Source organism: Bacillus sp. JJ1521 (assembly GCF_036965165.1).
Classification (GTDB): domain Bacteria; phylum Bacillota; class Bacilli; order Bacillales; family Bacillaceae_L; genus Ferdinandcohnia.
The window spans coordinates 1-7,692 of record NZ_JBALOX010000124.1 but is presented as its reverse complement, the minus strand read 5'-3'; the positions used below and the strand labels follow the sequence as shown (position 1 = coordinate 7,692).

8 protein-coding genes are annotated in these 7,692 nt (G+C 39.8%); all 8 read right to left on the bottom strand.

What is annotated here, in order from left to right; genetic code table 11:
• Positions 1 to 87: 87 nt before the first annotated feature.
• On the bottom strand, positions 88 to 819 hold the full coding sequence (gene rnc / locus V7147_RS16770; RefSeq protein WP_335368978.1) for a ribonuclease III: 732 nt from the start codon (positions 817 to 819) through the stop codon (positions 88 to 90).
• A gap of 249 nt (positions 820 to 1,068) precedes the next feature.
• Entirely contained in the window at positions 1,069 to 1,302 is a 234-nt protein-coding gene (locus V7147_RS16765; RefSeq protein WP_335368977.1) for an acyl carrier protein, read from the bottom strand.
• A gap of 75 nt (positions 1,303 to 1,377) precedes the next feature.
• Positions 1,378 to 2,118, bottom strand: coding sequence for a 3-oxoacyl-[acyl-carrier-protein] reductase (gene fabG, locus V7147_RS16760; RefSeq protein WP_335368976.1), 741 nt, complete (start codon positions 2,116 to 2,118; stop codon positions 1,378 to 1,380).
• Between the two features lies 1 nt (position 2,119).
• Positions 2,120 to 3,064, bottom strand: coding sequence for an ACP S-malonyltransferase (fabD, locus tag V7147_RS16755; RefSeq protein ID WP_335368975.1), 945 nt, complete (start codon positions 3,062 to 3,064; stop codon positions 2,120 to 2,122).
• Positions 3,065 to 3,076: 12 nt separating this feature from the next.
• Entirely contained in the window at positions 3,077 to 4,084 is a 1,008-nt protein-coding gene (gene plsX / locus V7147_RS16750; RefSeq protein ID WP_335368974.1) for a phosphate acyltransferase PlsX, read from the bottom strand.
• Positions 4,085 to 4,139: 55 nt separating this feature from the next.
• Positions 4,140 to 4,718: a transcription factor FapR gene (fapR, locus tag V7147_RS16745; protein WP_335368973.1), complete on the bottom strand. Its 579-nt coding sequence runs from the start codon at positions 4,716 to 4,718 to the stop codon at positions 4,140 to 4,142.
• Positions 4,719 to 4,831: 113 nt separating this feature from the next.
• Positions 4,832 to 6,880 (bottom strand): ATP-dependent DNA helicase RecG, encoded by a 2,049-nt coding sequence (recG, locus tag V7147_RS16740; protein WP_335368972.1) that lies wholly within the window; start codon positions 6,878 to 6,880, stop codon positions 4,832 to 4,834.
• A partial coding sequence (sdaAA, locus tag V7147_RS16735) for an L-serine ammonia-lyase, iron-sulfur-dependent, subunit alpha (RefSeq protein WP_335368971.1) occupies positions 6,873 to 7,692 on the bottom strand: 820 nt, incomplete at its 5' end. The genes recG and sdaAA, both read right to left, overlap by 8 nt.

The window sequence follows — 7,692 nt, the reverse complement described above, 5'->3', positions numbered from 1 at the left end:
CCGGAGGCTTTAACTTTTATTCAGCAGAAGTGGTTTACTTCTACTGAATAAAAAGTTAACCCCACGAAATCGTGGGGCACTGCTTGCTTATTGTTGTTTGTTCTTTAGCTTTTTCAAAGCAATTTCTGCTGCGTGCTGCTCAGCTTCTTTTTTCGATCTACCTGTGCCTGTCCCTAGTTCTTCCCCATTTAGGGATACCCTTGAAACAAATTCACGACTATGAGCTGGTCCTTTTTCTTGGAGTACCTTATATTCGATACTTCCAGACCCATCTCGTTGTACAAGCTCTTGAAGCTGACTCTTATAATCCATCACATGAGAAAAAGCACCCGAATTAATTTTAGGAATCACTGTTTGATCTAAAAACTGGTTTACAACGTCTAGACCTTTATCAAGGTATAGCGCCCCAATAAATGCTTCAAATACATCTGCTAGTAGGGCAGGTCGCTCTCTTCCACCAGTCATTTCTTCACCTTTTCCTAGTAAAACAAGTTCTCCAAATTTTAGATCGTTTGCAAATGTGACTAAAGACGGTTCACAAACAATTGCTGCCCGCATCTTCGTTAATTCACCCTCGCTCATAATTGGAAACTTTTTAAATAAAAACTTGGAAATGGTTAACTCTAAAACAGCATCTCCTAAAAACTCAAGCCGTTCATTGTCCTCATGCGGCTTTTTTCGATGCTCATTCACATAAGATGAATGTGTAAATGCCTGAATAAGTAGACTCTCATTTTGAAATTGAATCCCTAGTCGCTCTTGAAAAGCTTTAAATTTCGGAGTAAACTTATTGCCATTGTCTTTATTTATCCGCTTCACCTTATTGACCTCCAATTAGAAAAGTGCAAGCGCCATGGGAGTGGAACGTCTACTAAGTACCGCCACGCCCTGTGGCAAAAGTAGACGTCAGCAACTCCTGCGCAAGTCCGACAAGCTAATGTTCTGTGGCAAAAAAAGTCGTTCTTTGACTTTTCTTGACACAGAACATTAGACCATGAGGGGCTAGGCGCTTGTACTAGACATTGAGAAGGTCCCGTTAAAAACGGGACCTTTACATTATACAAAACATTATAGCTGGCTTTTTATGTAATTAACAGCGTCACCAACTGTAGAAATTTTTTCAGCCTCATCGTCTGAAATTTCCATGTCGAACTCGTCCTCAAGTTCCATAACTAGTTCAACTACGTCTAGTGAATCCGCTCCAAGATCATCTTTAAATGAAGCCTCTAAAGTTACTGCTGATTCTTCTACACCTAAGCGGTCAATAACGATTTTTGTTACTCTCTCTAAAACATCTGCCATTTCTATTCACCTCCCCTCAAAGTATTATATTTGGTTTTACTAGAAAAGCGCAAGCACCTTTATCAACCAATCTTGTTACATTACCATTCCACCGTCAATATGGAGGGTTTGACCAGTCATATATTTGCTATGATCTGATGCTAAGAATAAAACAACTCCCGAGATATCTGTTGTTTCACCAAATCTAGCAAGAGGAATTAATTTTAGCATTTCGTTCTTCACATCTTCAGGAAGTTTATCAGTCATATCTGTCGTAATAAATCCTGGAGCAACTGCGTTAACATTAATATTACGACTAGCTAATTCTTTTGCAGCTGTTTTTGTTAAACCGATAACACCAGCTTTTGCTGCAACATAGTTAGCTTGCCCAGGATTTCCACTAACACCTACGATAGAGGCTATATTAATAATTTTACCAGAACGTTGCTTCATCATTTGTCTTGTTACAGCTTTTGTTGTGAGGAATACACCTTTTAGGTTGATATTCATGACATCATCCCATTCCTCTTCTTTCATTCTCATTAATAAATTATCTCTTGTAATGCCTGCATTATTAACAAGTATATCAAGACTACCGAAAGTTGAAATAACCTCTTTTACCATATTCGCAACTGAATCTGCATCTGATACATTTGCTTGAATCGCAAAAGCTTCTTGTCCTAAAGCTTTGATTTCATCGACAACTTCATTCGCTTTTTGCTCACTGCCGGAATAGTTTACTGCAACCTTCGCACCCGCTTTTGCAAGCTCAACTGCAATCGTGCGACCGATTCCACGTGAAGCCCCAGTAACCAATGCTACTTTGCCATTTAACATCTTAATTTCCCTCCTTTAATGCTTGAATTGTTGCTTCAAGTGTTTCTATATCGCTTATTGCATATGTGGCAACCCTACGATTTACTTTCTTAATTAATCCAGAGAGTACCTTACCAGGGCCAATTTCGATAAAGGTATCTACACCTTGGTCGAGCATGTATTGAACAGAATTTTCCCATAGTACAGGCGAATACAATTGCTTAACTAGATTTTCTTTAATTTGATCAGCAGACGTCATTTCCTGCGCGTTCACATTTGCTATCACAGGAACATTTGCATCCTTTATTTCGATTTGTTCTAGTACTGAACGTAATTTTTCTGCTGCAGGTTCCATTAATACTGAATGGAAAGGTCCGCTTACCTCAAGAGGAATTGCACGTTTCGCCCCTTTTTCCTTAGCCAACTCACAAGCTTGCTTAACACCTTCTGCAGCCCCTGAAATTACAATTTGACCCGGGCAGTTGATATTTGCAAGTTGAACAGGATGACCAGCAGATGAAATTTCATCTGTCACAGCTTGTAAGTCCTCACTGCTCATTCCAAGAATTGCAGCCATCGTTCCTTGGCCAGCTGGAACGGCTTCCTCCATAAATTCACCGCGTTTACGAACCGTACGTACAGCATCTTCAAAGCTTAGTGCTCCAGAAGCTACTAAGGCCGTGTACTCACCAAGACTATGTCCAGCAACATACCCGGGTGTTATATTTGCTTCTTTGAATTTTTCAAGTATTGCAATGCTCGTAGTTAAAAGTGATGGCTGTGCATTCATTGTTAATGTGAGTGTTTCCTGGGTTCCGGTAAAGATCAGAGAAGAAAGTTCTTCTCCTAAAGCCTTATCAGCTCTTGTAAAAATATCTTGAACCACTGCTGAAGAATCTGCTAATTCCTTCCCCATTCCTACAATTTGTGAACCTTGTCCTGGAAAAACGAATGCAATCTTGCTCATTCTACATTCCCCCTATTCATTTACTTTTACTTTTGGATTGATCTCTTCTAATGTTTTACGGATTGTTCCTGCAACATCTTTTTCAACCATCTCGTATGTTTGTCTTACCGCACTAAACAAACCATTTGCGTCTGATGAACCATGAGCTTTAATAACTGGTGCCTTTAAGCCAAATAATCCCGCTCCACCATACTCTGAGTAATCCAACGTCTTTTTTAAAACTTTTAACTCTGGCATTAAAAGTCCTGCCGCTAATTTACTCTTTAGATTGCTCGTAAAAGCTGTTTTAAGCATTTTAAACATGGAAAGGGCAGTACCTTCAATTGTTTTTAGGGCTACATTTCCTGTAAATCCATCTGTAACAACAACATCGGCCACTCCGTCTAGTAAATCCCTTGCCTCGATGTTTCCGACGAAATTGAGATTTGTTTCTTTGAGTAATTCAAAAGCATGTTTGGTAAGTTCATTCCCTTTTTTATCTTCTGTTCCGACATTCAATAAACCTATTCTAGGATTTGCAATTCCTCGAACTTTTTCGGAATAGATGGATCCCATAATGGCATATTGAAGCAAGTGCTCAGGCTTTGCATCAACATTTGCACCCACATCCAACATGAGGAAACCCTTTTTATCTAAAGTAGGGAGAGTAGGCGCTAATGCTGGACGTTCTATTCCTTCGATTCTACCAACAATAAAAAGTCCTGCCGTCATGAGAGCCCCCGTATTTCCAGCTGAAATACAGGCATCTGCACGTCCCTCACTTACCTCTTTTGCCATTAAGACCATGGATGCATTCTTTTTTCGTCGAACAGCCCTAACAGGCTCATCCGTACTTTCAATAATTTCTGTTGTATGTATGATTGTTATTCTTTCTTCTTCAGTTATGTATTGACGAATTTTCGCTTCATCACCAATTAAGGTTACTTCAAGGTCTTTATAATGTTTTAATGCAATCATTGTGCCCTTTACAATTTCCTCTGGTGCATGATCTCCGCCCATTGCATCTATTGCAAGTTTCATCTTGTATCATTCCTTTTGTTCGCTTTTAGGAGTTGAATAATTGTATTGTTCACTATTATGAATCAGTTTTTACTTGTTTATTAGAACGATACATTGTAAATTCACCAGAAAATACGGGTTCATTCCCAACATAGCTATTAACGTCAACGATTGTTCTTCCCTTTTCCTGTGAACCCTTCACTTTTGCTTTCGCAACGACTCTCTCCCCAACTTTTACCTGTCTCGTAAATCGAATATTCGCTTTGGCAGTAAGGGCAAGTTCATCATTAATAACAGCAACCGCTAATGAGTTTGCTTGGGCAAAAAGATGGTGTCCACGTGCAATTTGATTTCGTTTAAACACATGCTCATTTGTTACATCAAAGATTGAAATTGCATTTTGGTCCAGCTCAATATCTATAATTTCACCAATAACTTCATCAATTGGCAAAGCTTTCACTTCATCATCCAGTTTTTTCTCAGCAACATTCTTAATTCGCTCACGAAGTTCGGGTATGGACAATTCCAATCGGTCCAAACGAATCGTTTGAACACTTACCATAAATTTTTCGGCTAAGTCTTCATCCGTAATAAATGGATTTACTTTTATCGTTTCCTGAAGTAATTGCTGCCGCTCTTTTTTATTCCTTCTCATTACAAATACACCGTCCGCGCTCTTAAGACTAGGTACTAATAGTTAGTATATAATTAAAAAAAGCAGATTGCAAGAAGAAAAACTCCTCTTAATCTGCCTTAGATGAATATGCTTTAATCCAGTTTTTCCCCGTCTAAAATGCCAGCTTGTAATAAATCGTCTCGTAAGTGTTTGTAGGATTGATCATCCCAAAAGACTTGAGAATTTATTAGTTTCGTAGCATCATTTCGCGCTACCTCTAAAGTACGATAATCATGTACCATATCCGCTACCTTAAATTCAGGAACACCACTTTGCTTGCGACCAAAGAAGTCCCCAGGTCCACGAAGCTCCAAGTCTTTTTCCGAAAGCACAAAGCCGTCATTCGTTTCTGTCATGATACGCATTCTTTCTTTTCCAACCTCGGACTTAGGATCAGCAAGAAGAATACAATATGACTGCTCACTACCTCTTCCTACCCGTCCACGCAACTGGTGCAGCTGTGAAAGACCGAAACGTTCTGCATCATAAATCACCATCAAAGTCGCATTTGGCACGTTCACACCTACCTCAACAACGGTTGTTGATACAAGAATTTGTACTTCATTTTCACTAAATTGTCTCATCACATCTTCTTTTTCATCCGCATTTAATCTTCCATGCATTAAGCCGACTTTCGCTTTGTTCTGAAAATGAAAGGAGAGCATTGTATGAACATCTATGGCATTTTGAACATCCAACTTATCAGATACCTCAATCAATGGACAAATTACATAGGCTTGTCTACCTTTTGCAAGCTCTTTTTCTATAAATACCAAAATCCGCTCCAGCATCTCATGCTTTACCCAATAGGTTTCAATTTTCTTCCGCCCCGCAGGCATTTCGTCAATTACTGAAACATCCATCTCACCAAATACCGTTATTGCAAGAGTTCTTGGTATTGGAGTTGCAGTCATGAAAAGGACATCAGGATTTTCACCTTTTTCACGCAAAATCCTACGTTGCTCTACACCAAACCGATGCTGTTCATCCGTTATTACTAGTCCAAGTTTATGAAAATTGACTTCATCCTGGATAAGCGCATGAGTGCCGACTAAAATATGGATTTCTCCCGCTTCAAGCTGCTCAAGAATTTCTCTTCTTCGTTTACCTTTCACAGAGCTTGTTAATAGCTGAATATTTAATCCGTAATTAGAAAACAACTCAACAAGTGAATGGTTATGCTGTTCAGCTAAAATTTCTGTTGGCACCATTAGTGCTCCTTGATACCCCGAAAGGATTGCAGCATATAAAGAGATGGCTGCAACAACAGTTTTTCCTGAACCAACATCACCCTGAAGCAATCGATTCATGCGATATGATGAACGAAGGTCATTCATGATTTCAGTAACAACCCGATTTTGGGCATTTGTCAATGGAAATGGTAGTTGGTTTATGAAATCTTCTAGTTTTTCCGTTTGATACTCCATTGCAGCTCCCGCTGATTGTTCCCGTTCAAACTTCCTTAAAGCCTGCATTTTTAATTGGAATAGCAGAAACTCTTCATAGACAAAACGTCTTCTAGCTTGTTTTAAGTCCTGATGACTGGATGGATGATGCATGATTTTAATAGCATCCTTTTTCGCTAAAAGCCGATATGTTGTTAATAATTGCTCGGGAAGATTGTCCTCAATTTGGTTGCCATACTGCCCCATGGCAAGTGCAATAAAACGTTTTATTCCTTTTACTGTGATTTTTCCTTTTACAGAATACACAGGTTCTATGCTGTTATCTTTAATCATGGGACCGAAAACAATCTCACTTACAGTTATGGTTTGCCGATGTTGATCCCATTTTCCTGTAATTGTAATCGTATCGTTTAACGAAATCTTGTTTTTAAAATACGGACGATTGAAACAGGTCGCTGTTATTAAATAGCGACCTACTAGAACCCTGAAGGTTAAGCGTGAACGTTTACGATTGTAATAGGTTAACAGTGGCTCACTGTGAACTTTTCCCTCAATCGTTATTTTCTCCTCATGCTTGACGTCAGCAAGGTCTCGTAAACTATAATCTTCAAATCGATATGGAAAGTATAAAAGTAGGTCAAGAATGGTAAAAATATGCATCTCATTAAGCTGTATTCCTGTCTCTTCACCGATTCCTTTAATTTCCGTGACAGGATGCTGTAGATGACTATTCACCTTTGTTTAGCGAAATCCCAAAGATCTTTGCCTCAAGTGCACGACCTGTCGGGGTTGCCGCTAGCCCTCCTTGTGCTGTTTCTTTTAACGCCGTCGGCATAGTTTGACCTATTCTATACATTGCATCGATTACTTCATCACACGGAATTCGACTTGTAACACCTGCTAATGCCATATCGGCAGCCACCATCGCATTGGCTGCTCCCATTGCATTGCGCTTAACACATGGTACCTCGACAAGGCCAGCAACTGGATCACAGACAAGTCCAAGCATGTTTTTCAGCGTAATCGCCATGGCCTCAGCAGATTGCTGTGGAGTACCTCCTGCCATTTCGACAATTGCCGCTGCAGCCATCCCAGCAGCAGAACCAACTTCCGCTTGGCAGCCACCTGCAGCACCTGATATTGATGCATTGTTTGCAACAACAAATCCAAATGCCCCGGCTGTAAATAAAAACTGTATCATTTGATCCTTTGTCGGATTCAATTTTTCCTTTACGGCAAACAAGGTTCCAGGAACAACACCTGCAGAGCCAGCAGTTGGTGTTGCGCAAATTGTGCCCATTGCAGCATTGACTTCATTTGTCGCAACAGCCTTACTTACAGCATCTAGAACTGTTTTACCAGTTAAGAAGTTTCCTTTTTCTATATAGTTTTGTAACAGAACGGCATCTCCACCAGTTAAACCCGAGTGAGATGAAACACCTGCCAAGCCTCTTTCAACAGCCTTCTCCATTACTTCAAGATTCCGTTCCATTTGAGCGATGATTACTTCACGAGTTTTTCCTGTTACTTCAACCTCTTGTTCAATC

What these genes read in the sequence shown, in the direction of transcription:
- fabG (WP_335368976.1), bottom strand. Translation starts at nt 2,118, where the DNA reads ATGTTAAATGGCAAAGTAGCATTGGTTACTGGGGCTTCACGTGGAATC.
- fapR (WP_335368973.1), bottom strand. Translation starts at nt 4,718, where the DNA reads ATGAGAAGGAATAAAAAAGAGCGGCAGCAATTACTTCAGGAAACGATA.
- V7147_RS16765 (WP_335368977.1), bottom strand. Translation starts at nt 1,302, where the DNA reads ATGGCAGATGTTTTAGAGAGAGTAACAAAAATCGTTATTGACCGCTTA.
- fabD (WP_335368975.1), bottom strand. Translation starts at nt 3,064, where the DNA reads ATGAGCAAGATTGCATTCGTTTTTCCAGGACAAGGTTCACAAATTGTA.
- plsX (WP_335368974.1), bottom strand. Translation starts at nt 4,084, where the DNA reads ATGAAACTTGCAATAGATGCAATGGGCGGAGATCATGCACCAGAGGAA.